This window comes from Prevotella sp. HMSC073D09, from assembly GCF_001814145.1.
GTDB lineage: Bacteria > Bacteroidota > Bacteroidia > Bacteroidales > Bacteroidaceae > Prevotella > Prevotella conceptionensis.
Window position 1 is genome coordinate 7400 of the sequence record NZ_KV815008.1, and the last position, 26419, is coordinate 33818.

Here is a 26419-nt window from a genome sequence, read left to right on the forward strand (position 1 = left end):
TTTGTTTGCTTGTCGGCATCTTGCCTGTCTTATTCTTTTGTCGTAGTACACTACGCCTTCAAGAGTAAGATAGGCAATGTGCTCAACAATACACAAAATCTAAACGGCTCTAACGATCGATTTGGGTTTAACGCTGCTTTCATCCGCAGGAAACTTTTCTCGCTCTTGTGCGCGTATGAATGTTCGTACAAGGTGAGAAATGTTCTTGATGATGCGTGCAAAATAAAGGGGCGTGCCCGATAAGGCCGCCCCTTTGTTTGCTTGCCGTTAGCATTTTACAACTATGCTTGTTCGGATGAAGTTGAATGGCATAGCGTTTTTAAAACATGTAAGCAACAGAGGCAGAGAAAAGGTTCATTCTTGAATTGCCAAAAGATGAACTGAATTTGTTGAAACCCCTGTCGTACCCTAGCATAAACTGATACTTGTCTTTAACTTCTATTCCGAAACGGAGACCTGCTCCCCAACTGAAACGGTTCTGTATCTTTCTGCTAAGTGCATCTTTTGCAGTGAAGATATTGTCGTAAATGGTTCTTTTCTCGTTCATCGAAAAGTGCGTTTTCTCGCCATGACAATGTTCGAGCAAGCTCGACATTGTTCATTTGGCTTAACGAAAACGTTGCATTAAGTGGATATGTTGGCCAACTTTGCATAGTTTAACGATTTGGCGGGGCGCATTGAACCTGAAACAAGCAATGTTGAGATAGTCAGAACCTTGCATCGGCACACGCTTTTGTTATGTTGTTTAGGTGTGTTGGGCGTAAGACAGATGGTGGCAGCCAGCTGGGCAAACAACATGCGCCAACTACTGCTAGTGGTAGTTGGCGCATGTGTGCGTTAAGTGGGGCGTATAAGGTTCTATACGCTGTTTTTTATTTCTCTTTTTCATTGATAATCGACACGCAGAAAGTGCCGATAATAAGCATCGCGCCTGCGGCCATCATCATGTGGCTTTGCACGCTGCCCAGCAGATGTAGCAACGTGCCACCCAAGGCGGCGGCGATGATTTGGGGTACGCAAATGGTGCCGTTAAACAGACCTAGGTATGCGCCCATGTGTCCTTTACCTTCCAAGGCGTTGGTTACGAAGGTGAAGGGCATGGCCAATGTGGCGGCCCAAGCGCAGCCAATGAGAATGAAAGGAACGAACATGAGGTACTTGTCGGTGATGTAGGGTACCATCAAAAAGCCGATGCCGCCCAGCAATAGCGAAAGGCCATAGGCCGTTTTGCGGTTGCGGATGTTGGGTAACACCACTGCCCATAGCACGCTGCCAATGGCTTGAATGGCGAAAAGTATGCCCACCCAGTTGCCTGCCTCTTGGTATTGGGGCGTGCTGGTGGCCGAATGTAGCTGCATGTCGACGCCCCAAACGGTGTCGGCGATAGAGCCTGTGGTGTAGGTCCACATGTACATAAAGGCTGCCCAGCAGAAGAATTGCACCAATCCTACGGTCCAGAACGTCTTTGGGGCGTTGCGCAGGAGGGCAAAGACGTTGGTTTTCTCCTTGTCGAGTGGCTTTTCCAGTTGGTTGTATTCGGCATATTCTTTCGGGTTCCACTCCTTAACCTTCAATGTGGTGTAGATAACGCAGAGTATAAGTATGGCTGCGCCCACGTAGAAGGACCAAATAACCGAGTCGGGGACGACACCTGCTGCGGCTATGTTGCTGATGCCGATGAAGGTGAAGAAGAAGGGGAAGATAAAACCCACCACTGAACCGGCGTTGCAGAGGAAGCTTTGCATGGAGTAGGCCAAGGCCTTTTGTTTCTCGTTCACCATGTCGCCAACCAGCATCTTGAAGGGTTGCATGGCCATGTTGATGCTTGTGTCGAGGAACATGAGTGCCGTCAGGCCGAAAATCATGGCCATGCCTGCCGTCATGCCAAGCGAACCGGCATTGGGCAGGAGGCACATCACCAGCACGGCAACCGTTGCACCCACAAAGAGATAAGGTATGCGACGGCCGAAACGAGTCCATGTTTTGTCGCTGAGTGTTCCCACGATGGGTTGCACAAGTATGCCCATCAGCGGCGGAAGTATCCAAAAGTAGCTAAGGTCGTGTGGGTCGGCGCCCAGCGTTGCGAATATTCGCGAGATGTTGGCACTTTGTAGGGCGTAGGCTATCTGCACGCCGAAAAATCCGAAACTAAGATTCCATAGTTTCCAAAAGCCCAGGTCGGGTTTCTTTTTCAGTTGATTGTTCATATATGGTTGTATTCGTAATTCGACGTTAATGTTTTTTGCACCTCACTGAATGTTGGGTGTGGGCATGTATGGTTGGGTGCACGTTGTGGGGGGATGGCGTGGCTTAGGCCGTTTGTTGCGCCTTGCTTTCCTCGGATGCTTGGGGCTGTTTGTCCAGGTCTTTGCCGTTGTTGTGCGCCGTGTTGGTTTCCTTTGGCAGGGTTCGCGCCAGTTGTTCGGTTATGGATGTGGCAACGGGGCGTGTAGAGTCTCTCACTACTAGTCGGGTGCGAACCACTCTCCGTTCTGTCTTTCCTTTCTCGATATGTCCCTCCACGTGGCGCATGAGTATCTCGGCAGCCGCTTCGCCCACTTTAAACCCATGTTGGTCTACGGTGGTTAGGGCTGGGTCGCAGGCCACGGCGCGCTGTCCGTTGGTAAATCCGCATACGCTGATGTCTTCGGGAATGCGAAAGCCCTTGCGTTTGGCCGAGTAGAGTATGCCGATGGCCGTATCGTCGTTAACGGCGAAGAAGGCGTCGGGACGGTCGTCCCTGTCTAACACTTCGGGCGCGATGCGCTCTGCATCTGAACGATTGTCGCATTGGAACACCAGTGAGGGGTCTACCTTTATGCCATGTTTGAACAGTGCGTCGCAGTAACCGTTGTAGCGGTTCTTTGATATTTCGAGTTTCATCGACGAGTTAAAGCAGGCCACGCGCCTGCAACCCGTTTCCACTAAATGACTAACGGCGGTGTAGGCTCCTGCATAGTCGTCTACCACCACGCGGCTGGCGTTTACGCCTGTGCACACTCGGTCGTAGAAAACCAGTGGCACGCCTCTGTCGATAAGGTGTTGGAAGTGGGCGTATCGTGTGGTGTCTTTGGCCTGCGACACGATGATGCCGCACACCTTGTTCTCGAAGAACGACTTACAGATGCTCACTTCGCGTTCGTGTTGTTCGTTGCTTTGGGCCACCATGATGCGGTAGTCCTGTTTTTCTGCAGCCCCTTCGATGCCTGCAAGAACCGAAGAGAAGTAAAAGTGCGTTAGTTCGGGTACAATCACGCCAATGATTTTCATCGGGCGTACCCTACTGTTGCGCAAGCTTTCGGCGATGAGGTTGGGCGAGAAGTTGTGTTCGTTGGCGTAGGCCTGTATGCGTTCGCGTTGTTGGCGGCTGATGCGCGGGCTGTTTTTCAACGCTCGCGATACCGTCGCAACCGAGACGTTCAACTCTCTTGCGATATCCTTCATCGTGATAGATGCTATTTCTCCCATAATTCTAAATTCTCTTTTGTCGCAAAAAAGCGCATGTAGTTGTTGTCTGTTAAGCCTTTCTGTGAAGGCTTTTTGTAGAGGTAGACCTTGCAAAGATATAAATTTATTCTGTATTTCCTTATTTTTTATGCGGAATTATTCATGGTTTTCTGCATATTAGGAGAAGTTTTTATGTTGATGAGCTGGTGAACTTTCGGGTTGGTTGTTTTTTAGGTTGACGGGGTAATGGTTTTTTAAGCAGATTGGTTGGTGGGTTGTAGGGATGTTTAGGGTAAAGCCGGTTGGTTCGTTAACTGGTTGGTAGCGGGAACTCTTTTTGTTTCCTCTGGGCTTTTCATTTACATACTTTTTCGCCTAATAAAGCTTTTCAATTTATTTTATGCAAACGTTTGCGCTAAACATTTTGCGCTTTTTCTGCGAAAAAAGCACAAACTAACACAAAGAAAGCTACTTTTGCAAGACAGATGTTGTGGCTCATTAAAAACCGTGGGCTCGACAAACCTAGACGAAACAATAAACCGACAGAGTTATTTGGATTGGTGACGAACCGCGAACGATATATCCTGAAAGGCTGGAGATGACGTTTAGAAGGGCAAAAATTGGCCTCTTACGCGCGCGCGTACCTTATATATAATAACAGCAGACAACTATAATTTAAACAATGCATAACTTAAACTTTTAAAAACTGAGAATGATGAAGCAGCTAATTAATGCGATGCCTCAAAGGATAGCCATGCTGGTGTGTGGACTTATCCTCTCCGTCTGTGCCTTTGCCCAGCAGATTGTGGTGAAGGGACATGTTAAAGATGCAACCGGAGAACCCATCACGGGTGCTACGGTGCGTGTCGCCGGACAAGAAGGCGGAGTGGTTACCGATATCGACGGTAACTTCAGCATCAACGCTAATGCAGGCGCCGAGGTTACGGTGTCGTACATCGGCTATTCCGACGCAAAGGCGCCAGCCAGTGCCAACATGGTTATCGTTATGAAAGACGATGCCGCCAAATCGCTGAACGAAGTGGTGGTGATTGGTTACGGCATGGTGAAGAAAAGCGACCTGACGGGGTCGGTAACGGCTTTGAAGCCCGACTCGAAGAACAAGGGCCTTGTGGTTAACCCCCAAGACATGCTTTCGGGTAAGGTGGCTGGTGTGAACATTACGTCTGACGGCGGTGCACCTGGTGCAGGGTCGAGCATCCGTATTCGTGGAGGTTCGTCGCTAAACGCCTCTAACAATCCTCTTATCGTTATCGACGGAATTGCCATGGACCAAAATGGCGTGCAGGGTTTGTCTAACCCCTTGTCGATGGTTAATCCCCAAGACATCGAGTCGTTCAACGTTTTGAAAGACGCCTCGGCCACGGCCATCTACGGTTCGCGCGGTTCTAATGGTGTTATCATCATCACCACGAAGAAGGGTCGCAAGGGTATGGCTCCGCAAGTGAGCTATAATGGTAGTGTAACCATTGGTGTTAAGAGCAACTCGCTCAAACTGATGAACGGCGATGAATATCGCGATTTCATTACGAAGAAATACGGAGCAGGCAGCGATGCCGCAAAGGCATTGGGCACAGCCAACACCGATTGGCAGAAAGAAATTTACCGTACGGCCGTGAGCCACGACCACAATGTAGCTGTGCAAGGTGCGATTAAGAACTTGCCTTACCGCGTGTCTGTGGGCTATACGGGACAACAAGGTATCCTTAAAACTTCCGATTTCAAACGTGTTACGGCAGCCTTGAACCTCAATCCTTCGCTTTTCGACGACCACCTGACGATGAACCTCAACGCCAAAGGAATGTTCGCCGAAACGAATTATCCTAACTATGCTGCCATTAACGATGCTTTCCGTTTCGACCCTACGCAAAACATTTACGATAGAGCTAGTCGCCAGAGCGGCAACTTCGCCGGTTATTTCCAGTGGCGTTCGCCAGGTGGTTTCCTCGATGACAAGAATTACGATTACGCCAACAACAACTTAGCTCCCACCAACCCTGTTGCCGCATTGGCATTGCATTACGAAAGAGCTTACAGCCGCTCGTTCGTGGGAAGTGCAGACATCGACTATAAGGTTCATGGCTTTGAAGACCTGCGCCTGCACCTTACCCTTGGCGCCGACGTTTCTGAGGGTACACAAAACAAACGCGTACCCCCCACTGCACCCGAAGCTTTCTATTATGGTAGCTATGGTTCGGCCAACAAGCTGAAACGCAATCTCTCGCTCAGCATGTACGCACAGTACTTCAAAGACTTCAATGAGAAACACCACTTCGACATCATGGCTGGTTACGAGTGGCAGCATTTCTGGCGTAACGAGACAAGTGATTATACTGGCTACTATGGCTCGGGTCATAAGTCGAAGGCTGGTCAAGAAACCCCGCACGTGCCTTATCACTCGCGCACCGAGAACTACTTGGTGTCGTTCTTCGGCCGTGCCAACTACACGTTGCTTAACCGTTACTTCTTTACGGCAACGGTGCGCGACGACGGTTCTTCGCGCTTTAAGAAACACTGGGCTTGGTTCCCGTCGTTCGCTTTCGCATGGAAGGCCAAGGAAGAAGGCTTCTTGAAAGACGTTAACGCAGTCTCGGACCTCAAGCTTAGGCTGGGTTGGGGTAAGACCGGACAGCAAGAAGGCATTGGCGACTATAACTATTTCGCCATCTACAACATCAACACGGGCACACAATCCTTCTATCCCATACTCGAAGATGGTAGGTTGGCCATGCCGCAGGCCTACGATCCGAACCTCACTTGGGAAACAACAACCACCTTCAATGTGGGTCTGGACTGGGGCATTCTTAACCAAAGGCTTAGCGGAAGCATCGATTGGTACTACCGTAAGACCACAGACTTACTCAACTTTGCACCCGCAGCAGCCGGTACGAACTTTGACAACCGCGTGAACACCAACATCGGCGCACTGCGCAATACGGGTGTCGAGGCTACGTTAAGTTGGAAAGCTATCCAAACGAAAGACTGGTATTGGACACTCGACTACAACGTAACCTTCAACCAAAACCGCATTACCGAACTGGTTGGCGCAAACTCTAAGCCCATAGAGACTGGCGCATCGATACACAGCGGAACGGGAAGAAAGATATTGGCATACGCCGTAGACCGTGCCGCTACTGCTTTCTATGTGTATCAGCAAGCTTACGATGCCAACGGAAAGCCCATTGAAGGTGCTGTTGTAGACCGCAATCAAGATGGTATTATTAACGATGACGACCGTTATTTCTACAAGCAAGCAGCCCCACCTGTAACGATGGGTCTCGCTTCGCGCCTTGAATATAAGAATTGGGACTTGGGCATGTCGTTCCGCGCAAGTATCGGAAACTACGTGTATAACGATGTTGAAGCCAGCCGAAGCGACATGAGCCAGCTGTGGACGGGTGGATTCCTCGAGCAACGCCCACTTTCAGCACGCCAGCTGAATTGGCAAACCAGCGACTGGACACAAAGCGACTACTTCGTGCGTAACGCCTCGTTCTTGCGTTGCGACAACATCACTTTGGGTTACAGCTTCAACAATCTCATGAAGGCGGGCTCTTGGCACGGACTTAGCGGCCGTGTCTACGCCACTGCATCCAATGTTTTCACCATTACCAAGTATAAAGGGCTGGATCCCGAAGTGTTCAGCGGTCTCGACTATGAGCTATATCCCCGTCCCACCTCATTCATACTTGGATTGAGCTTGAATTTCTAACAATCCCAAAAGAGAAATTACAATGAAACGATATATTAAAAACATCCTTCCAGCAGCTGCGATGCTGCTCACCGTTGGGCTTTCTTCGTGTATAGGAGACCTCGACGTAACGCCTATTGACCCCAATAAGCGAACGGGACTGGACCCAGTAGCGTTGTTTAACCAATGCTATGCCAATTTGTCTATTGAGGGATTGGAAGGCCCCGGCAAGTCTATTGTTACCGCCGACGACCCGGGTACGACGGGTTTAGTGCGCCAATATTTCAATGCCAACGAACTAACCACCGACGAAGCCATCTGTTCGTGGACCGACCCGGGTGTGGCTACGATGAACACCAACGAGCAAGGATCCAGCAATGCCTTCCTTGCCATCTACTATAACCGCCTTTATGCGGGCATTTCTGCTTGCAACCACTACTTGGATGTGGCAGCAAACGTAGATGCTACGCGTACGGCCGAGGTACGTTTCTTGCGCGCATTGCAATTCTATTTGGCCATGGATGCCTTCGGAAATATAGCTCTGCCACTCACCGTTAGTGCCGAAAAGCCCGTGCAACGCACACGGGCCGAGGTGTATGCATGGCTCGAAAAAGAACTGTTAGAGATTGAACCGCTCTTGTCCGAGCCAAAGGCCAAGAAGTCTAGCGATGCTGGTTACGGTCGTGCAGATAAGGCTGCTGCCTGGATGTTGCTAACCCGCCTTTACCTCAATGCGGAGGTTTACAGCGGTACTCCACAGTGGCAGAAGGCTGCCGAGTATGCCGAGAAGGTGATAAAGTCGGACTATAAGCTCTTTACCGCAGGCACAACCAACTATTCTGCTTACCAAATGCTCTTTATGGGCGACAACGGCGAGAGCGGGGCCTCGGTAGAAGCAGTGCTGCCGCTGCTGCAACAGGGAAATAAAACTGCTGCATACGGAAACACCACGTTCCTCATTGCATCAACGTGGAAAGACGATATGCCCGCTCATGGCACAGGTGAAGTGTGGGCAGGAAACCGTGCACGTCGCGAACTGGTACAGAAGTTCTTCCCTGGAGCTGTTCCCTCTGGAAACACAGCAACCATATTGAATGCTGCCGGCGATAAACGTGCTTTGTTCTTTGCAGTAGATCGCACATTGGAAATTCCCAACGATGCTGCCATAAAGGACTTTAAGAAGGGCTATTCGGTAGTGAAGTTCACAGGCATTAAGAGCGACGGCTCGCCCGCAACAGATTCAAAATACGTTGATACCGACTTCTTCTTCTTCCGTGTGGCCGAGGCTTACCTCGCATACGCTGAGGCAACGGCTCGCCTTAATGGTGGAAACGCCACAGCACAAGGTGTTACCTATCTTAATGAATTGCGCAAACGCTCGGGTGCTGCTGAACTCCGTGGTTTCTCGTTGCGCGAAATTCTCAACGAGCGTAGCCGCGAATTCTATTTTGAAGGTCAACGCCGCACCGACCTTATCCGTTATGGATACTTTGGTGGAGACAACAATTATATGTGGTCATGGAAAGGTGGAGCGCCTAATGGACGCACCTTCGACGTCCGTCGCAACATCTTCCCCTTGCCTGTTTCCGATCTCTCCGTTAATCCTAACTTGAAGCAGAACCCTGGATATTAAACCATTAATTCAGACAAACATGAATAAAATCATAAAAACATCCTTGATGCTGCTGGGCGGTATCTTTGTGATGGCAGCCTGTTCGGACGATAGGGACGATAACCCCACTATCAAAGTGCCGACAGCATTTAAGATGGAAACGCCTGCATTTGTATCCTCGCAAGTGAATTTGAACAACGCTGCCCAATTTAATTTCGCATGGGAAAAGCCCGACTTTGGCTATTTTGCCAAGGTGAACTACACCCTTGAAGTGTCTAACACGGGCAAATTCACCGCATCGCCAGCTGATGAGGCGGCCGACCTTAGTGGTAAAGTCGTGGCCGACTATGCCGAGATTTCCACCATCTTCCCCCTAAACAAGGCCACCATCACCAACGACGACTTGGCTCTGGCCATTATGCAAGTGGGGCAGTGGGAAAAGCCCGAACAATTGCCAGCCACGCAAAAGGTGTATATGCGCGTAAAGGCAGCATTGCCAAATGTCGTTTCACTACACTCTAATGTGATAGAGTTCACTGTTGTTCCTAAGTATGTAAAGTTGCCACCCAAAATTACCCAATGCTATATCACGGGTAGTGAATATGACTGGGGTAAAACTAAAGATAACTGGAAGCCGCTTACGCCAGTAAGAGGTACCATCGGAAAGCAAGGTAAGGGCGTACCCACCTTCTGGATGATGGTTTATTTCAAGGCTGGTGAAGAGTTTAAGTTCGCTCCCAATCCTAAGTGGGAAAATGAGTTTGGCGCGGCTAACGCCACTATCACCGACCATGCAGGGGCTAGTCCCAGTGATGCAGGAGGAAATATTAAGATTGGTAATGCTGGTTGGTATCTCGTTGTCGTTACTAACGATGGCGAAAAGCGTACCGTTAGTTTCGAAAAACCAGAAGTTTACCTGCAAGGTCCTACAATTGGCAACTGGGATTGCAAGAAAGAAAATATGTTCACTGCACCCACAGCGGCCGGCGGCGAGTTTGTTTCGCCCGCTTTCGTTGCTACGGATAATGTTCGCATGTGCGTAAAGCTTAAGGACTTCGAATGGTGGAAGAGCGAGTTTATCGTGAACAAAGCCGGCGACATTGTTTATCGTGGCGACGATGAAAAAGACCCAGAAGAAATCCCAGTAACTGCTGGTCAACGCTGTCATTTGAACTTCTCAACTGGTAAGGGTTCATACAAATAATGAGCTGTTTCGGCTGATGCCGAGAGCATAGCATTTAACAAGGCCATACCTGCGTCTCTTCCATGAGGCTTGGGTATGGCCTTGTTCGTTGTAGGGATGCAAAGTTGGTTTTGGCGGATGTTGTCGTGCATGAGTTTACGTTGCCAATTGTTCTGTTTTTCCTCTTCACGAGCCATTGCAATTAATCTAGTCATTAGCTATTAAGTAATAATCATGCAATGAAAGTATCTGTATTTTATGTTGTATAGCATAAATAGGAAAACAAAATAACAATAGGGGAAGAATTTAAGTAAAGAGTTTTATTTTCTTTTAGAAATATTTGCACCTTGTTTAATTAATGTGTACCTTTGCATCAGTTTAATGAATACGACCGATTTCCAAAACATTTGAAACGAAAACCGAAATAATCTACTGCATAGAAAACTGAAATGCCTTGTAAAGGGGGCGGCTTATGCCGCCCCCTTTCTTTTTTTCTGTCTTGCTTTCTGTAAGTGGTGCATTTACAACGTTCTATTCCATGTTTGCAAGATGTTGCGCGTTTAGGTTTTTAGGTTTTAATATCTGCTTTATAACTGCCTTTTCTGTGTGTGCGTGCAAGGGTAATGCTTGGCTTGCTTTGGCTATGTTGCGGCAAAGCAGATGTCGCATTTAGCAAATCTTGTGCCTAATTCGGCTGCTTGCATATTCATGTGCAATTGCATATCATCCCAATTTTGTTTACATTTTCTTTGCGGTATGTTTTTTTTACGCTATCTTTGCAGCACCTAGTGTTCTGCATTTCCCTTGTGCATGCCATGTCGTGCTTACGTGGGGCGATGCCGGAGGTAGGCAACTTGATAGTTATTGAATACGATTTTTGGGCGTACAACATGCGCGAGTCTCCTCGTGATGCAACGCCTTAACATTAAAACTAATAATCCAATGAGTGCAACAGCAATCGTTATCATTGTAGTGGCCGTGTTGCTCCTGATTTGGGGCGTGGCATTGTATAACAATTTGGTGAAACTTCGCAACAATCGCGAGAACGCCTTTGCCAATGTAGACGTGCAATTGAAGATGCGTCACGACCTTGTGCCGCAGCTAGTGGGCACAGTGAAAGGTTATGCCGCACACGAACAAAGCGTGTTTCAGCGTGTAACCGAAGCGCGCGCCGCTGCTATGGGGGCTACAAGCATCAACGACAAGATAGCCGCCGAGAATATGCTTACCAGTGCCTTGTCGGGCTTGAAGGTCTCGATGGAGGCTTATCCCGAACTGAAAGCCAACGCCAATTTCATGCAGCTGCAAACCGAACTGGCCGACATCGAGAACAAGCTAGCAGCAACTCGCCGTTTCTTCAATTCGGCCACGCGCGAACTTAACAATGCCGTGCAGACCTTCCCCTCGGTAATCTTTGCCAAGATGTTTGGTTTCCAAAAAGAACCCATGTTCGAGATTCCCGACAGTCAGCGCGCAGAAGTGGAGCGCGCACCCGAAGTTAAGTTCTAATCAACCCACGCCTTACAACGCATGAAGTACGTAGGAATGCAAACGCAGATTAGCCGCAACAACACGCTCAGCCTGTTGTTGTTGCTGCTCTTTCCCATCATCATCTTGGGTATGGTGTGGGTTATCCTCGCTGTGGTCAACTATTTTGGTAACGGCTACTATGATGTCAATGGCGAGTTTCATCGCCAGTTAGACCTTCATGCCGTGTTAACAACCTTCGTCGAAGTGCTTCCGTGGGTTGTGGGCATCGTGGGCGTGTGGTTCCTGATAGCCTATTTCTTCAATGCAAGCATGATACAGCATGTGGTTCAGGCCAAACCGCTTACCCGAAAAGACAATGCGCGCGTGTACAACATCGTTGAAAACCTCTGCATGGCCTGCAACATGGATATGCCGGCCATCTATGTTGTCGACGACAACCAGCTAAACGCCTTCGCTAGCGGCATAAACAAACGCACCTATGCCGTTACCGTAACCACAGGACTGTTGGATATGCTCGACGACGACGAACTGGCGGGTGTCTTGGCGCACGAACTAACCCACATACGCAATCGCGATACGCGCCTGCTTATCACCAGCATCGTGTTCGTTGGCATTGTCAGCACGGTGATGATGGTGGCTGCCCGTCTGCTTTACGGCTTTATGATTAGTGGCGGCTCGCACTCGCGCAGCAGCAGCAACAAAGACAATCGCAATGGCATGGCGGCCACATTTATTGTGCTGGTTGTGGTGGTGATATGTGCGGCCATTGCCTATTTCTTCACCTTGCTCACCCGTTTTGCCATTTCGCGAAAGCGAGAATACATGGCCGATGCTGGCGGAGCAGAATTGTGCGGCAATCCTTTGGCATTGGCATCGGCATTAAAAAAAATATCCAGAAACCCTGGTTTGGATAGCGTTAACCGCGAAGACGTGGCTCAACTCTTCATCGTTCACCCCGATGAAATGGACCTTGGCTTGTTGGGATTTGTGGAAGGCCTGTTCAGTACGCACCCCGACCCAGAGAAACGCATTGCTATTCTCGAACAATTCTAGGCTTATTTTAAATTTCTGAGTTCATGAGCTTTTGAGTTTATGAGCTTTTGAGTTTGTAAGTTTGTGAGCTTTTGAGTTTTTGAGTTCATATTTGTTTGAGTTCATAAGTTTTTGTGTTCATTATTTTTTTTGAGCTCATGAGCTTTTGGGTTTACTGTTTTTTGAGTTCGCAAGTCCGTAAATTCATAGGTCTGTAAAGCTTCGCAGCCATTCTGCCTTTGGCTTTTACCTGCGAAATAAGCTTGTAATCTCGTCGGCTTGTCAACTCGTTCCCTCGTCAGTTTGTCCTCTTGTCAACTCGTTTCCTTGTCCTCTTGTTTCCTTCCCCTCTTGTTAACGCATTCTCTCTTTCTCTCATAGCTTTTCCAACTTGTTAACTCGTCCTCTTGTTAACTTCTATTATTGTCCCCTCGTTAACTTGTCAATTCGTTCTCTCGTCAACCAGATTTTTGTCTTCTTTTCAGCAAGATTTTTAACATTATGAGTGCCTTTTTATCCACCAAGTGTCCACCTGGCTACAAAAAAATGATTCTCGCGAGGGTTAGTTTTGATGCAAAACGGGCTAAGTTGTAAATGCAAACAAAATGAATATGCCTTGCATAAAACCGCCATTTGCACCAGTTATTGGGCTATTTGCGGCTAAATTAACTGCGATTTGCCGCTAAACGCAGTGCATTTTGCCGCTAAACGCAGTGCATTTTGGTGCTAAACGCAGTGCATTTTGGTGCTAAATGCAGTGCGTTTTGGTGCTAAACGCAAGCCAAAATGCTGCTAAATGCGAGGCGAAAAGCATAAATATTCACATCAGAGAGATAGGCAAAACCTTTTCCAACCATTAAAAGCATGGCTCAAGAGGTGCAAAATACCCATTAAAAAGTGGCATTTTAGGGGCTAAAAGTGGGTAATTGGACCTGAAAAAATACGAGATGGCAACCAAACTAGAAAGGCAAAGTGGTGCAAAATGCAGGTTATTTTCTTAAAATTGGACTAAAGGCAGAGCGTCGTAAGGCTGTAAAGACAGCTAATTGCATGCTTTTAGCCCGCTGTTTTCGCTAGAATGGGTTGGCGAACGAGGTGTGTTTTGTAAAATATATCGCATCGTTTTAAGATTTGTGAGGAGGTGAATTTGTGAGTTACTAAGCTGATGAGTTTTGTGCGTTAATGAGTTGTCAAGTTCACAAATTCATAAGTTTAATGCGTTGTTAAGCTTATGTGGTTTGTGAGTTTCTGATTTGTTAAGTTCATAGGTTCAAAAGTTTAACGAGTTGTTAGGCTTATAAGGTTTGTGAGTTTCTGATTTGTTAAGTTCATAGATCTATAAGTTTAATGAGCTTTTAAGCTTATGTGGTTTGTGCGTTAATAAGTTGTTAAGCTCATGAGTTTATGAGTTTGTGAGTTATTAAACCAATGAGGTTTGTGAGTTTACGAGTTGTTAAGGTTCGCAGGTGTATAAGTTTGTAAGTCTATTCCCCGTTTTTAAACCGAGCATCTAATCGCATACCTCTGGCAAGAGCAGCGTTCTTCATTATCTCGCACCCGCACATCAACTCGCAAACAGGCAGCCGCCAAAGCCCGCCAATAGGCCAACCCGCAAGCCTATTCATCCAGAGCGAATTGCAAAGGCCAACTGTCAAATTCGCCTGCATACGCCCACACGGCATCCTCATGAAAGAGGAAAAACACCATTTACTTAGATTTTCTCTATTTTACTTGCCCTTATTAGGCTTATTTTGTGTATATTTGCAGTTCATAATCTTACAAACAAATTTATATTTAAAAAGCCATGCGATTAATAATAAAGGCAGATTATGACGGACTGTCCAATTGGGCAGCTGAACACGTCATTGAAAGTATTAACAAGGCAGCGCCCACTAAGGAACGCCCCTTTGTGTTGGGATTGCCCACGGGCGGAACTCCCGTAGGCATGTACCAAGCTTTGATAAAGGCATGCAAGGAGGGTAGGGTGTCGTTTAAAAACGTAGTTACGTTCAATATGGACGAATACGTGGGACTGCCCGTTGAGCATCCCGAAAGCTACCACTCGTTTATGTACCGCAACTTGTTCGACCATATCGACTGTCCCAAAGAAAACGTGCACATCCTTAACGGCAATGCAGAAGATTGGGAGGCCGAATGTCGCCAATACGAAGAGGCTATCAAGGCCGCAGGAGGCATCGACTTGTTTATCGGCGGTGTGGGTGTAGACGGCCATTTGGCCTTCAACGAACCCGGTTCGTCGCTCACTTCGCGCACCAGGCGCATGCCCCTAACCCACGACACCCGTGTGGTTAACTCGCGTTTCTTCGATAACGACTTCGAAAAAGTGCCCCGTTTCTCGCTCACTGTGGGCGTAGGCACCGTTATGGATGCACGCCAAGTGATGGTACTTATCAACGGACACGGTAAGGCCGGCGCTTTGCGCGATGCCGTTGAAGGCCCCGTTACGCAGATGCGCACCGTTAGCGCGCTGCAAATGCACGAAGATGCCATCATCGTTTGCGACGAGGCTGCCACCGACGAACTGAAAGTTGGTACTTACAAGTATTTTAAAGACATAGAAAGGGCTTAACGATATGAGACTTAACCTAAGTTCGGAAATTGTTCTAAACAAAATTCCCGAAGAATATTACAATCCTAAAACCGCCGTCGAACGCTCTGAAATAACACGTTGCGAGAAAATAAACACCAATATCTTCCCAAAAATTGAAGAGGGTGCCGAACATATCGCACGGGCTATCGAGGCCGAAATCAAGTTTAAGAACGACCAAGGCAAGCTTTGTGTGCTGGGGTTGGGAACGGGTAATTCGTTAACGCCCGTGTTCGACGAGCTTATCAAGTTGCACAAGCAACATGGGCTGAGCTTTGCGCGTGTGGCTGTGTTCAACGCTTACGAGTATTTCCCACTGAACGAAGGAAATCCGCATAGCAGCATTACCCAATTGCGCGAACGTTTCCTCAACCATGTGGACATCGCTCCCGAAAACGTGTTTACGCTCGATGGAACGGTGCCGCAAGAGATGGTGAACAGCAGTTGCAAGCAGTATGAGCAGCGCATTGCCGACATGGGCGGCATTGATGTGATGTTGCTTGGCGTGGGCCGTATGGGCAATATCGCCACGAACGAACCCGGCAGTGTGCTTACTTCGGGCTCGCGCCTGATACTTATCGATGCCGTTTCGCGCGAAGAAATGACGTTGAGCTTTGGCTCTAAGGAGGCCGTTCCGCCCTGTTCTATCACCATGGGCATCTCTACCATCCTCGGCGCACGTAAGATTTTCCTCACTGCGTGGGGCGAAGACAAGGCCGACATTATACAGAAAGCGGTGGAAGAGAAAATCACCGACGTGCTGCCCGCCTCGTTCTTGCAGACGCATAAGGATGCCAACGTGGTAATCGACCTGCCCGCAGCGTCGCGCCTTACGCGCATTGTGCACCCTTGGTTGGTAACTTCTTGCCAATGGACAGATAAGCTTGTGCGTTCGGCTTTGGTTTGGTTGTGTCAGCTTACGGGCAAACCCATCCTCAAACTTACAAACAAAGACTATAACGAGAACGGACTAAGCGAACTCTTGGCTTTGTATGGTTCGGCCTATAATGCCAACATCAAGATATTTAACGACCTGCAACACACCATCACGGGATGGCCTGGCGGTAAGCCTAACGCCGACGATACCTATCGCCCAGAGCGTGCAACGCCTTATCCTAAACGTGTGATTATCTTCTCGCCGCACCCCGACGACGATGTAATCTCTATGGGTGGAACGCTGCGCAGACTGGTAGAGCAGGGTCATGAGGTACATGTGGCTTACCAAACATCGGGCAACATCGCAGTTGGAGACGAAGAGGTAACGCGCTTTATGCACTTTATCAATGGCTTTAATCAGCTGTTCGCAGGCGATTCGGATACGGTTATCAAGGATAAGTATCGCGAAATAAAGGCTTTCCTCAAAGAGAAGAAAGACAGTATTGGCGATACGCGCGACATTCTTACCATCAAGGGGCTTATCCGTCGCGGTGAGGCCCGCACGGCTTCAACGTATAACAACATCCCCTTGGAGCGTGTTCACTTCCTCGACTTGCCTTTCTACGAGTCGGGTAAGATAGAGAAACTGCCTATGGGCGAGGCCGATGTAAAGGTGGTTCGCGAGTTTATCCACGGCATTCAGCCGCATCAGATATACGTTGCAGGCGACTTGGCCGACCCACATGGTACGCACAAGAAGTGTACCGACGCCGTTTTCGCCGCCATAGACGAAGAGTTGAAGGCCGGAGAGAAGTGGCTCGACGACTGTCGTGTGTGGATGTATCGTGGCGCTTGGGCCGAATGGGAAATCGAGAACATCGAAATGTGTGTGCCCATGAGCCCCGAAGAGTTGCGCGCTAAACGCAATTCCATCCTCAAACATCAGTCGCAAATGGAGAGCGCGCCTTTCTTGGGCAACGACGAACGCCTCTTCTGGCAGCGTTCGGAAGACCGAAACCGCGGTACTGCTGCACTATACGATAAGCTTGGCTTGGCTTGTTACGAGGCTATGGAGGCCTTCGTTGAGTATAAGTTCAAGGAGATGTAGCGGATAAAGAGGGGAATGGGAGTTGACCAGTTAACGACTTAGACAGTTAACAAGTTGACGAGTTGACAAGTTAACAAGTTGAAAAGTTGTCGAGTTAGCAAGTTGACTAGGTAGTAAGTTGACCAGCTAACGAGTTGATAAATTGACGAGTTTGCACGTTAACCGTTCGCCCTCACCATACAGACAATACCATTTAAATCCCCGTTGGACTTATTCTTGCGATGCGTTTGCACCAGTGTAGCGTATTTAAGAATAAACCCAATGGGGATTTTGCCTAATCTAAACGATCATATTATCATCATGGAAGAAAAGAATTTGCTCCAACTGGTGTCGCATTTCAACGTGAATGGCACCGTTAAGAGCGTGAAACCATTGGGAAACGGACTGATTAACGACACCTACAAGGTGACGATGAACGAACCGAACGCTCCCTGTTACGTGTTGCAACGCATCAATAATGCCATCTTTAAAGATGTGGAACTGCTGCAACGAAACATCGAGACCGTTACCGCGCACTTGCGAAAGAAACTGGAAGAGCAGGCCGCAACCGACATCGACCGCCGCGTGCTGACCTTCATCAAGGCCGAAACGGGCAAGACTTATTGGCGCGAAACCGACGATACTTATTGGCGAATGATGCTGTTTATACCCGATGCCTATACATACGAGACGGTGAACGAAGAATATTCGCATGCCGCTGGTTTGGCTTTCGGACAGTTCGAGGCCGCCCTTGTAGACCTCCCCGCGCAGTTGGGAGAAACAATTCCCGATTTCCACAACATGGAATTGCGTGCCCGACAGCTGAAAGAGGCCGTGGAGAAAGACCCCGTTAAGCGGCTTTCTGTGGTGAAAGACATGGTTGAGGAGCTTAATCGCAGCATGGAAGAGATGTGCAAGGCCGAACGGCTTTACCGAGAAGGCAAATTGCCTAAGCGCATCTGCCACTGCGATACCAAAGTAAACAACATGCTGTTTGATGCCGATGGCAACATCCTTTGCGTTATCGACCTCGACACGGTGATGCCAAGCTTTGTGTTTTCTGATTATGGCGACTTCCTACGCACTGGCGCAAACTACACCGCCGAAGACGATCCAAACCTCGCTAACGTGGGCTTCAATATGCCTATCTTTAAGGCTTTCACCAAGGGTTACTTAACTTCGGCAGGCGCATTCCTCACACCCATCGAGCGCGAAAACCTGCCTTTCGCAGCCAAACTCTTCCCCTTTATGCAGTGTGTGCGTTTCCTCACCGATTATATCAACGGCGACGAGTACTACAAAATCAAGTATCCCGAACACAATCTCGACCGTGCCAAGAACCAGTTGGCACTGTTCAACAGCGTTTGTTCGCACGAAGAGGAGATGCAACGCTTTATCGCCGAATGCTAAATCATTGTGGCTAGGGCCTAATAAGGGTGCAACCAAAGGGCTGCATCCCTGTTGGGCCGTGGCCAATTACACCCTAACACCAATTTCCAAAGCATGAATAACTATATTGTAAAGTCCATTTCTGCCAGCGATGTGAAGGCCGAAAACGTGCCATCGCTGCTCGATAAGGCCGAAATTCCCTTTGAAACCATCGGCAATGTCAATTGGGTGGAGGCTTTCCCTTGCAAGCCCAACGTGGCGTTTCGCATGGCTTATCTCGGCGATAAGATACTGCTAAACTTCCAAGTAGAAGAAGATAGCGTGCGTGCCGTTGCCCCAACGGATAACGGACGCGTGTGGGAAGACTCGTGTTGTGAGTTCTTTGTCAGTCCTACCGACGATGGAACGTATTACAATATCGAGTGTAATTGCGCAGGAACACTCCTTGTTGGTTTCGGTCCTGGCCGCGAAGGGCGGCAGCATTTGCCCGCAGACGTGTTGCAAAAGGTTGGCCGATGGTCGTCATTAGGTCGTCAACCATTCGACGAAAGGGTGGGGCGATGCCGGTGGCAGATGGCCTTGGTCATTCCCACAAGCCTTTTTATGCACCACCCCAACTTGCAATTGCAGGGCAACAGCATGCGTGCCAACTTCTATAAATGTGGCGATAAGACGCAAAAGCCCCACTTCTTATCCTGGAATCCCATTGCTTTGCCCAAGCCCGACTTCCATTGTCCGCCCTTCTTCGGCACCATTTCTTTCGCTCGTTAACCCCTCTTCGTCCCCTTCGAATCAACGAATATGTCCAATACCACACAAGCTTGGCAACCCGACGAAAGCCAACAACGGGTGATAAACTTGCAACAAGGCATTCACCTTGTGTTGGCTCCGCCGGGGTGCGGAAAAACACAAATACTTACCGAACGCGTGCGCTTGGCTCGTAAAAACGGAGTGAACTACGCCGACATGCTGTGTCTTACCTTCACAAACCGTGCTGCACGCGGTATGGTAGAACGCATAAAGGCCAACATCGACGATGTTGCCGCGGCCGAAGTGTACGTAGGCAACGTGCATCGCTTTTGTTCGCGCTTTCTATACGACAACGGATTGATTGCCGCCGAGACGTCGGTTATCGACGACGACGATGCCCTGAGCATCCTTGCGCGCTACACCGAGGAAGACGAAATGAAGGTGGCCGAAAGCTTTAAACGCCGGCGCGACTACTTTGAAATTATCTTCTTGTCGCACCTGATGCACCAAATTGCGCAAGCACATCCCAAAAACTTGCGCCTACACGCCGACTGCTTGTCGGCCGAAGACGTGCATGCCATGCGCAAGTTGTGCGAACTGAACCGCATAGACTTCACACCGCAGGCCATGACCGACATCTATCTGCACGCCTCCACCTACGAAACCATGTTGCAGGGCGCACAGATAGACTACGCCGCACTTTGTCTTGTGGTGGCCCTTTTGCGCAAAATGAAGTTCGCCAAGCAATACGAAGACTACAAACGAGAGAACAAACTGGTTGATTTTGAAGACCTTTTGCTCCTTACTTACGATGCACTCGTGGCCGACGTAGCGGGCGTTTATCGGCGATACGCATGGTTGCAGGTAGACGAAGTGCAAGACCTTAACCCCCTGCAGCTAGCCATTGTCGATGCGCTAACGGCCAAAGAAAACCCCACGGTGATGTTTCTGGGCGACGAACAACAGGCCATTTTCTCCTTTATGGGGGCGAAACTAGACACGCTTAACCAACTTAGGCAGCGTTGCGGAACCAATGTTCACCACCTTTCTGTTAACCATCGTTCGCCAAAATACTTGCTCAACGTGTTCAATACCTACGCCAAAGCCATGCTCAACATCGACGAACGACTGCTACCCGAGGCCGACAACAGCGACATGGGCACAGGAAACGAACTGCAAGTGGTGAGCAGTAACGTGTTGGACACCGAGTATAAGGACGTTGCACGGCTGGCAGGAAACTTGCAAACACAAAATCCTAACGAAACAACGGCCATCATTGTAAACGCCAATCGCGATGCCGACGACCTTAGTCGCGCACTTCATGCGCAGGGTTTGAGCCATTTCAAGGTGTCGGGGCAAGACCTCTTCGCCTCGCCAGAGGTAAAGCTACTCTTCGCCCACCTTAACATATTGGCCAACGCTCACAACTTTATTGCTTGGGCTAGGCTGCTAAAAGGCTTGCGCGTATTCGAAGGTAACGCTGCCGCACGCAACTTTGTGCAAGCCCTTTTGCGCTGTGCCATGCTGCCAACCGACCTGCTTTCGGCCGATAAATCTAGTTATATCGAGCGTTTCGCCCATTGTTTCGATACCGAAGAGATAGTGGTTTTCGACACCGAAACCACGGGTCTGAACGTCTTTGAAGACGACATCGTGCAGATTGCGGCCGTGAAAATGCGTGCCGGATGCGTGGTGGAGAGGTCGGCTTTCAACGTTTTCATCAAGACAGAACGCCCCATTCCTGCCATGCTTGGCGACATTCCCAACCCCATTGTGGCCGAATTGCAGCGCAACACCTGTCTGCCTGCCGCACAGGCCCTGCAAAGCTTTATGCAATATGTGGGCAACAGCATGCTGTTGGCTCACAATGCCGACTTCGATTACAACATTCTCCGATTCAATTTGCAACGCTATTGCCCCTCGATAGACCTGCATGCCACCCATCCCACATACTTCGATTCGCTCAAAATCATTCGGTTGCTCCAGCCAGGCCTTAAACAATACAAGCTTAAAGCCTTGCTCGAAGTGCTGCATTTGGAAGGAACAAACTCGCACTTGGCCGACGAAGACGTGCAAGCCACGGTAAGCTTGGTGGGCCATTGCAGGCAAAAGGTAGCCGAGATGATACCTGCCCAGCAGCAATTTCTGGCTCGCCAGCGCGTGCAACATTGTGCCGCGGTGTTTCGCCAACGTTATGCCGAGCTTTTCAATGCCCACTATGCACGGCTCTATTGCGTGCCCATCGAGGGCTCAAAGCCTGCCCTGGTGCAGGTAATAAACGATTTCTACACCTTCCTTCTCGAAGAAAACCACATCCAGCCCGTGGCCAACATCGCCTATGTTGAGGCCTATTTGCAGGGCAACATGCTTGCCGGCGACGAGGCACAAGCCTTGGTTCAGCAACTGCAAGCCCACATCATGGAGTTGAACACCTTGAAAGAGGCCGACCTTTGCGGCAGCGATTTCATTGCCGAACGCATCTACGTAACCACCATTCACAAGGCCAAGGGGTTGGAATTCGACAATGTGCTGATATTCGATGCCGTAGATGGGCGTTACCCCAACTTCTATACGCGCACCGATGAGCGGCAAACAAGCGAAGATGCGCGCAAGTTTTACGTGGCCATGACACGGGCCAAGCGGCGCCTTTTCGTGTCGTGGGCACTGTCGCGCGAGGCATACAACGGCACGTCGCGGCCCTGCGAACTAACCCCTTTCATGCGGCCTGTGTTGCATCTCTTTGCTGGTGGTTAATCCTGCGATGTCTTTTCCTGCTTTATTTTTCATCCCAACGCACACCCATACCATATCATAATATATGCGAGTAAAACTTCTTATCCTTGCCTTTTTAGCCCTTGTAATTGTTGGTTTTGCCATTCCCACCATGCCTGGGATATGGCGAACGGCCAAGCTTGCCGATGGAACAGAGATACGACTTGAACAAGTGGGCGACGAAAACCTGCACTATTGGCGCGATGCTCGTGGCGTTTGCTATAACGTAGACGATGAAGGCGTGGCCACACCCATTGCCAACGTAGAGGCTGTGCGGGCGAAAGCGGCCACCCGAATTGCACAAAACAACGCCCGCCGCGCTGCTGCCGCCACTCGCACAGTAGGCATTTCGCGCCGACATGTGGGCAAACGCAAGGGGCTTATCGTGCTGGTTAACTTCACCGACGTGCGTTTTCAGCCTGCCCACACCAAGTCTTTGCTTTCGCGAATGGCCAACGAGGTGGGCTTTACCTATAAAGACGGACACCGCGGAAGTCTGCACGACTACTTTAAAGACCAAAGTAACGGCCTGTTCCATCTTTCTTTCGATGTGGTAGGCCCCGTTCAGCTGCGCCACAACATGGCCTATTATGGCAAAGATACGCTCGATTGGCGTGGTTCGCGCAGCGATGTGCGGGCCGGGCAGATGGTGGCCGAGGCTTGTTTGGCCATTAAAGACTCCGTGAACTTTCGCGATTACGACTGGGATGGCGACAATGTAGTCGACCAAGTGTTGGTTATCTATGCCGGTTATGGGCAGGCATCGGGTGGTGGCAGCAACACCATTTGGCCACACGAGTGGGCTTTGCAATACTCCGATTACGGTAGGGTGTTGCGGATTGACGGCCATCCGTTGATTAATACCTACGCATGCAGCAACGAGTTAAACCCTAATTCCACCAGTTTGGGCGGCTTTGGAACGGCTTGCCACGAGTTTACACACTGCCTGGGACTGCCCGATATGTACGACACTTCTGGGAAAGAAAGTCTTGGTATGGGCTTTTACGACTTGATGAGTGCTGGTAATTACAATGGCGAAGGTTATGTTCCGGCGGGCTATACCAGCTACGAAAAGATGTTTGTGGGCTGGTTAACGCCCCAAGAACTAACGCGCGACACCACCATTACAGGCATGAAACCGCTAAGCGAGCATGGCGAGGCGTTCATTATACGCAACGATGCCAATGCCGATGAGTATTATTTGTTGGAGAATAGGCAACGAAGTGGTTGGGATTCGCATTTACCTGGCGAGGGATTGGTGATGCTCCACGTAGACTTCGACCAAACGGACTGGCAGACAAATCGTGTGAATGTCAACCCCCAACATCAGCGTTGCACCCTTGTTCCGGCCGACAATCGCCAACGAAAGATATTGAGTGCGCAAGACAGCATACCCTATCCGCAAGCCGGAAACGATAGTATTACGGCCACATCGCTACCTGCGGCCTCGGTTTTTACCTCTGGTTTTGACGAGCGTTACAGGCTAAACAAGTCGGTGTTGGGTATTAAAATCAACGGCGAAGGCAACGCCTCGTTCGCCTTCCGCATAGACAACTTGCGCCCAAAAGGTTTAAAGGGCGACACGCTGTTTTACGAATCGTTTGACAGTTGCGAAGGCAAGGGCGGCAACGACGGCAAGTGGAGCGGCTATATTGGTGCTAGTAAATTCAAGCCCGACCACGAAGGCTGGCGTTTCTCGGTACCCGAGGCCACGTCGGCAGGTAGTCGTTGTGCCCTGATTGGTTCGAGTACGAAGTACGGCATTGTTGAAAGCACCCCCTTGTTTTACGTTGAAGATGGCAGCACCATCACCTTTAAGGCCGCCGCATGGAACAACGAGGAGGGTAGTTTAACTGTGCTTAGCCTCAATCCAAAGGTACAGCTGTCTGAAACCAGACTCAAATTGCCCAACCGCATGTGGCAAACCTTCACGCTTACCGTTAAGGGCAGCGGTTTGTTACGTCTCAGTATGCGCAATGGTCAGCGCCGTTTCTTCCTCGACGAGCTGCTGGTTAAGCGCCCTGCCACCACCTCTATCACCGACATTCCCACAGCCCAGCCCGTCCCTCGCGCCACCTCTGGCCGCATATATAGTCTCGATGGCGTGTATCTTGGCACCAATATCAATGCGCTAAACAAGGGGGTATATATTGTGGATGGTAAGAAGGTGGTGAAATAGGAATGGCAATTAGCCTCACCCCCAGCCCCTCTCCAAGGGGAGAGGGGATGATATGTCTTGTTGCGATGGTGCATTTGGGGGCTGTTGCCTGTTTCTAGTGGGCGGTGGTCTACACGCTTTTTTGGGGGGATGTGCCCCTTATGGGTGTGTAAATAAGGAAGTAATGATGTTTCTTGAACAATATAAACGATGAAGAAAAAAGCAATGTTACTTGCCTTTTGGGGCATTTTCATAGCATGGGGAGAGGTGTTGGCGCAATCTAAGACGGTGATTTGCGATGCCGTAAGCAAGGCACCAATTCCGTATGCCAATGTTTTTAAGGCCGAAGAGGGTAAGTTCCGTGGCACAACAAGCGATGAAAAGGGCGTGGCAATCGTTAACTTCCCCTTTCGTCAACTCACCGTTAGCCATGTTAGTTACGCCTCGTGCACACTCAATGTCTTACCCGATACCGTCTTTCTTACATCCAAAGAGCGGCTTTTAGGCGAGATTGTGGTTGGCAATGCCGAGCCACAATGGATTCGTAGCTTTCTAGAAAAGTTCGTATTAAAGAAGAAAAGCACATACCGAGCTGTGCGAAAGAACTTCAATTACAGCTATCAGACGCGAAACACCAGCGACAGCAGCGGCTATTGGTTTGAGAATACGGGTGTGATATGTGTGCCTGCCGCCACAGAAAAAAGGCTCTTTATGGTTAAACCCGCTATTGGTTACATTCATTTCAAAGATAAAACGGCAGGTTGCGACTTTGCCAATATGAAACGGATGGTTTATCATGACTTTGTAGACGAATTGGATGGGAAGTTCATTAAGCACCATTTGTTTCAGGTGAACGATGCTTTTAGCAACCCTAACAAAAACATTGTTCAGCTTTACTTCAAATCAGTGAAGTATGGCAATGAGGATAAAGGCTACATTACTGTTGACACGGCGCAATGCCAAGTGCTCTCTGTTGTGCGCAATATGGGCCTAAGTTACAACGTAAACAACAACACCAACAGCTTTACTCGCAGTGCATTTGGCTTGCTTATGGGGTGGAAATATGCCAAATGGGTTGTTCAACAGTCGTCAACATACTATGTTTCCGATGCTGGTTGTTACCTGTCATCGTGCAGATACAAGGCTTACATTCTCGCCGAATCGAAGAAAGGCAAGTACGCAGGTACTAAGTTCGACTCTTCTGAGGCAGAAATAACGTTCACGCCGACAGGCGATGGCATTGCTCTGCCATTCCTTACGCTCCCCGAACCTTGGTATATGAAGTTGATAATCACAAGGAAAGAACGGCAGATCGAGGAACAATTGCAGGGAATAGAGAAAGAATACGTTGTGTATTAGGGGTATTATGTAGAGGCCTGTGTTTCTTGTTGTTTTGTAGGTGTCGGCAAAATGCTAGGCCACATGATTGTTTGTATTAATGATGGTGCAACTTTTACTTCCCTTTCTCCTTTGAACAACGTTGTTGTTGCCTTTGGGGGATTTGCAATCCCCTTTTGAATGTTGGCCATTAAAGACCAGGTAAAAACCTCTTTTGAAGTTTGGCAAGAGAGCAAACGCTTTGCAAAACCATTCCTGTTAGGCCACAACCCGAAACCTCATTAATTTATAAAGCTGCCAACTTACAAGCTTATTCCTGTTGACTAGAACTCCCAAATCTCTGCTACATAATTCCAAAACCATTTCATTTTAACTATTAAACGCCAAAAGCTCACAAGCCTATTAAACCTAAAACTCCAAAAGCTCACAAGCTTATGCACCCATAACCCCCACTGATTCACTACCAATAAACTCATAAACTCGCAACCTCACCAACTCTCAACCTATCACCTCACCAACTCTCAACCTAACACCTCACCAACTCATAAACTAACAACCTTACCAACTCACAAACTAATAATCTTACCAACTCCCCACCTTGCAAAGTTAAAATAAGTAATATACTTTTACAAATGATGTATTGTCTGACACTCCATTCTAGCGAAAATAGAGGGTTAAAAGCATGCTATTGGGCATATTTTTTAGTTTTACTGGTTTCTTTTTCATCCCGTTTTTTGGGGAGTTACCTGCATTTTGCACCATTTTGCCTTTCTAGTTTGGTTGCCAACTCATAATTTTTCAGGTCCAAAAACTCACTTTTAGCCCCTAAAATCATACTTTTTAACGACTATTTTGCCCTTTTGAGCCATGTGTTTCATGGTTCGAAAGGGTTTTATTTATACAATTGCGGTGTATTTTTATGCTTATCTCCTCCCATTTAGCCGCATTTTACCCTGCGTTTTGCACC

16 protein-coding genes and 1 pseudogene are annotated in these 26419 nt (G+C 48.9%); 13 read left to right on the top strand and 4 right to left on the bottom strand.

The window, feature by feature from the left end; translation table 11 throughout:
- Nucleotides 1–243, top strand: a pseudogene (locus tag HMPREF2955_RS16410) (hypothetical protein); the annotation flags it as partial.
- Between the two features lie 76 nt (nucleotides 244–319).
- On the opposite strand, the gene HMPREF2955_RS16055 reads toward HMPREF2955_RS16410, so the two are convergent.
- The 3 genes from HMPREF2955_RS16055 to HMPREF2955_RS00310 all read right to left on the bottom strand — a co-directional run bounded on the left by HMPREF2955_RS16055 (nucleotide 320) and on the right by HMPREF2955_RS00310 (nucleotide 3468).
- Nucleotides 320–547 carry a hypothetical protein gene (locus HMPREF2955_RS16055; protein ID WP_157462661.1) on the bottom strand — a complete coding sequence of 76 codons (228 nt, stop codon included), beginning with the start codon at nucleotides 545–547 and terminating at the stop codon, nucleotides 320–322.
- Between the two features lie 325 nt (nucleotides 548–872).
- Nucleotides 873–2207: an MFS transporter gene (locus tag HMPREF2955_RS00305; protein ID WP_083317585.1), complete on the bottom strand. Its 1335-nt coding sequence runs from the start codon at nucleotides 2205–2207 to the stop codon at nucleotides 873–875.
- Between the two features lie 103 nt (nucleotides 2208–2310).
- Entirely contained in the window at nucleotides 2311–3468 is a 1158-nt protein-coding gene (locus tag HMPREF2955_RS00310) for a LacI family DNA-binding transcriptional regulator (protein ID WP_246830017.1), read from the bottom strand.
- Between the two features lie 694 nt (nucleotides 3469–4162).
- Between HMPREF2955_RS00310 and HMPREF2955_RS00315 the strand changes: the two genes are divergently transcribed.
- From HMPREF2955_RS00315 to HMPREF2955_RS00325, 3 genes are read left to right on the top strand one after another with little or no spacing between them, the layout of a single operon-like run.
- On the top strand, nucleotides 4163–7177 hold the full coding sequence (locus HMPREF2955_RS00315) for a SusC/RagA family TonB-linked outer membrane protein (RefSeq protein WP_070719915.1): 3015 nt from the start codon (nucleotides 4163–4165) through the stop codon (nucleotides 7175–7177).
- 22 nt (nucleotides 7178–7199) lie between these two features.
- Nucleotides 7200–8789: a RagB/SusD family nutrient uptake outer membrane protein gene (locus HMPREF2955_RS00320; RefSeq protein WP_070719867.1), complete on the top strand. Its 1590-nt coding sequence runs from the start codon at nucleotides 7200–7202 to the stop codon at nucleotides 8787–8789.
- Between the two features lie 19 nt (nucleotides 8790–8808).
- Nucleotides 8809–9972 (top strand): SusF/SusE family carbohydrate-binding protein, encoded by a 1164-nt coding sequence (locus HMPREF2955_RS00325; protein ID WP_070719868.1) that lies wholly within the window; start codon nucleotides 8809–8811, stop codon nucleotides 9970–9972.
- On the opposite strand, the gene HMPREF2955_RS15500 is transcribed toward HMPREF2955_RS00325, so the two are convergent.
- Nucleotides 9933–10166, bottom strand: coding sequence for a hypothetical protein (locus tag HMPREF2955_RS15500; RefSeq protein WP_139145430.1), 234 nt, complete (start codon nucleotides 10164–10166; stop codon nucleotides 9933–9935). The genes HMPREF2955_RS00325 and HMPREF2955_RS15500 overlap by 40 nt on opposite strands.
- A gap of 727 nt (nucleotides 10167–10893) precedes the next feature.
- Between HMPREF2955_RS15500 and HMPREF2955_RS00330 the strand changes: the two genes are divergently transcribed.
- The 9 genes from HMPREF2955_RS00330 (at nucleotide 10894) to HMPREF2955_RS00370 (ending at nucleotide 25473) form a co-directional block, all read left to right on the top strand.
- Nucleotides 10894–11460, top strand: a complete 567-nt coding sequence (locus HMPREF2955_RS00330; RefSeq protein ID WP_044259974.1) for a LemA family protein — start codon at nucleotides 10894–10896, stop codon at nucleotides 11458–11460.
- Between the two features lie 21 nt (nucleotides 11461–11481).
- The gene (locus tag HMPREF2955_RS00335) at nucleotides 11482–12495 is read left to right on the top strand and encodes a M48 family metallopeptidase (protein WP_070719870.1); all 1014 of its coding nucleotides are present in this window, start codon (nucleotides 11482–11484) and stop codon (nucleotides 12493–12495) included.
- Nucleotides 12496–14278: 1783 nt separating this feature from the next.
- Nucleotides 14279–15064, top strand: a complete 786-nt coding sequence (nagB, locus tag HMPREF2955_RS00340; RefSeq protein ID WP_070719872.1) for a glucosamine-6-phosphate deaminase — start codon at nucleotides 14279–14281, stop codon at nucleotides 15062–15064.
- A gap of 4 nt (nucleotides 15065–15068) precedes the next feature.
- On the top strand, nucleotides 15069–17066 hold the full coding sequence (locus tag HMPREF2955_RS00345) for a glucosamine-6-phosphate deaminase (protein WP_070719873.1): 1998 nt from the start codon (nucleotides 15069–15071) through the stop codon (nucleotides 17064–17066).
- Between the two features lie 300 nt (nucleotides 17067–17366).
- Nucleotides 17367–18455 (top strand): phosphotransferase enzyme family protein, encoded by a 1089-nt coding sequence (locus HMPREF2955_RS00350; protein WP_070719917.1) that lies wholly within the window; start codon nucleotides 17367–17369, stop codon nucleotides 18453–18455.
- Nucleotides 18456–18548: 93 nt separating this feature from the next.
- Nucleotides 18549–19205, top strand: coding sequence for a carbohydrate-binding family 9-like protein (locus HMPREF2955_RS00355; RefSeq protein WP_070719875.1), 657 nt, complete (start codon nucleotides 18549–18551; stop codon nucleotides 19203–19205).
- Nucleotides 19206–19235: 30 nt separating this feature from the next.
- The gene (locus HMPREF2955_RS00360) at nucleotides 19236–21938 is read left to right on the top strand and encodes a 3'-5' exonuclease (protein ID WP_070719877.1); all 2703 of its coding nucleotides are present in this window, start codon (nucleotides 19236–19238) and stop codon (nucleotides 21936–21938) included.
- A 64-nt stretch (nucleotides 21939–22002) separates the two neighbouring features.
- Nucleotides 22003–24135, top strand: coding sequence for a M6 family metalloprotease domain-containing protein (locus tag HMPREF2955_RS00365; RefSeq protein WP_070719879.1), 2133 nt, complete (start codon nucleotides 22003–22005; stop codon nucleotides 24133–24135).
- Between the two features lie 189 nt (nucleotides 24136–24324).
- Nucleotides 24325–25473, top strand: a complete 1149-nt coding sequence (locus HMPREF2955_RS00370) for a peptidase associated/transthyretin-like domain-containing protein (RefSeq protein ID WP_070719881.1) — start codon at nucleotides 24325–24327, stop codon at nucleotides 25471–25473.
- Nucleotides 25474–26419 lie beyond the last annotated feature (946 nt).

What these genes read in the sequence shown, in the direction of transcription:
- HMPREF2955_RS16055 (WP_157462661.1), bottom strand. Translation starts at nt 547, where the DNA reads ATGAACGAGAAAAGAACCATTTACGACAATATCTTCACTGCAAAAGAT.
- HMPREF2955_RS00305 (WP_083317585.1), bottom strand. Translation starts at nt 2,207, where the DNA reads ATGAACAATCAACTGAAAAAGAAACCCGACCTGGGCTTTTGGAAACTA.
- HMPREF2955_RS00310 (WP_246830017.1), bottom strand. Translation starts at nt 3,468, where the DNA reads ATGGGAGAAATAGCATCTATCACGATGAAGGATATCGCAAGAGAGTTG.
- HMPREF2955_RS00315 (WP_070719915.1), top strand. Translation starts at nt 4,163, where the DNA reads ATGAAGCAGCTAATTAATGCGATGCCTCAAAGGATAGCCATGCTGGTG.
- HMPREF2955_RS00320 (WP_070719867.1), top strand. Translation starts at nt 7,200, where the DNA reads ATGAAACGATATATTAAAAACATCCTTCCAGCAGCTGCGATGCTGCTC.
- HMPREF2955_RS00325 (WP_070719868.1), top strand. Translation starts at nt 8,809, where the DNA reads ATGAATAAAATCATAAAAACATCCTTGATGCTGCTGGGCGGTATCTTT.
- HMPREF2955_RS15500 (WP_139145430.1), bottom strand. Translation starts at nt 10,166, where the DNA reads ATGACTAGATTAATTGCAATGGCTCGTGAAGAGGAAAAACAGAACAAT.
- HMPREF2955_RS00330 (WP_044259974.1), top strand. Translation starts at nt 10,894, where the DNA reads ATGAGTGCAACAGCAATCGTTATCATTGTAGTGGCCGTGTTGCTCCTG.
- HMPREF2955_RS00335 (WP_070719870.1), top strand. Translation starts at nt 11,482, where the DNA reads ATGAAGTACGTAGGAATGCAAACGCAGATTAGCCGCAACAACACGCTC.
- nagB (WP_070719872.1), top strand. Translation starts at nt 14,279, where the DNA reads ATGCGATTAATAATAAAGGCAGATTATGACGGACTGTCCAATTGGGCA.
- HMPREF2955_RS00345 (WP_070719873.1), top strand. Translation starts at nt 15,069, where the DNA reads ATGAGACTTAACCTAAGTTCGGAAATTGTTCTAAACAAAATTCCCGAA.
- HMPREF2955_RS00350 (WP_070719917.1), top strand. Translation starts at nt 17,367, where the DNA reads ATGGAAGAAAAGAATTTGCTCCAACTGGTGTCGCATTTCAACGTGAAT.
- HMPREF2955_RS00355 (WP_070719875.1), top strand. Translation starts at nt 18,549, where the DNA reads ATGAATAACTATATTGTAAAGTCCATTTCTGCCAGCGATGTGAAGGCC.
- HMPREF2955_RS00360 (WP_070719877.1), top strand. Translation starts at nt 19,236, where the DNA reads ATGTCCAATACCACACAAGCTTGGCAACCCGACGAAAGCCAACAACGG.
- HMPREF2955_RS00365 (WP_070719879.1), top strand. Translation starts at nt 22,003, where the DNA reads ATGCGAGTAAAACTTCTTATCCTTGCCTTTTTAGCCCTTGTAATTGTT.
- HMPREF2955_RS00370 (WP_070719881.1), top strand. Translation starts at nt 24,325, where the DNA reads ATGAAGAAAAAAGCAATGTTACTTGCCTTTTGGGGCATTTTCATAGCA.